At 38.8% G+C, this 446-nt stretch carries 1 pseudogene; it reads left to right on the forward strand.

Annotation, left to right across the window (positions count from 1 at the left end):
• A pseudogene (locus UF75_RS25935) lies at positions 1-376 on the forward strand (hypothetical protein); the annotation flags it as partial.
• Positions 377-446: the final 70 nt, after the last annotated feature.

Here is a 446-nt window from a genome sequence, read left to right on the forward strand (position 1 = left end):
TGCAAGATTAATTAACTCAATATTATCGTACAAATTGGAGGAAAAACAAATGAATTCTAGAGAAAGATTAATAAAGACCTTGAATCATCAACAACCAGATAGGGTTCCCCTTGATTTAGGAGGAACTTCTCAAACAGGTATAAGTGCCAGCACCCTTTACCAGCTTAGAAAAGCATTAGGCTTAGAGGAAAAACCCATATTGGTACATGAACCTTCACAAATACTGGGTATGGTCGATGAAGACGTTTTAAAAAAGCTTGGTGCAGATGTTGTTGGGTTATGGAATCCTTACACATTTATGGGGTATAAGAATGAAAACTGGAAACCTTGGAACATGCCGGATGGAACACCTACATTGATGTCGGGAAAATTTTGAATATTCTGTTGATGGAGAAGGAGCTACTTATGTCTATCCTCAAGGGGACAGATCGGCTCGTCCATGTATG

Origin of the sequence: Desulfosporosinus sp. I2, assembly GCF_000960765.1 — a bacterium.
In the GTDB taxonomy this organism is placed as follows: domain Bacteria; phylum Bacillota; class Desulfitobacteriia; order Desulfitobacteriales; family Desulfitobacteriaceae; genus Desulfosporosinus.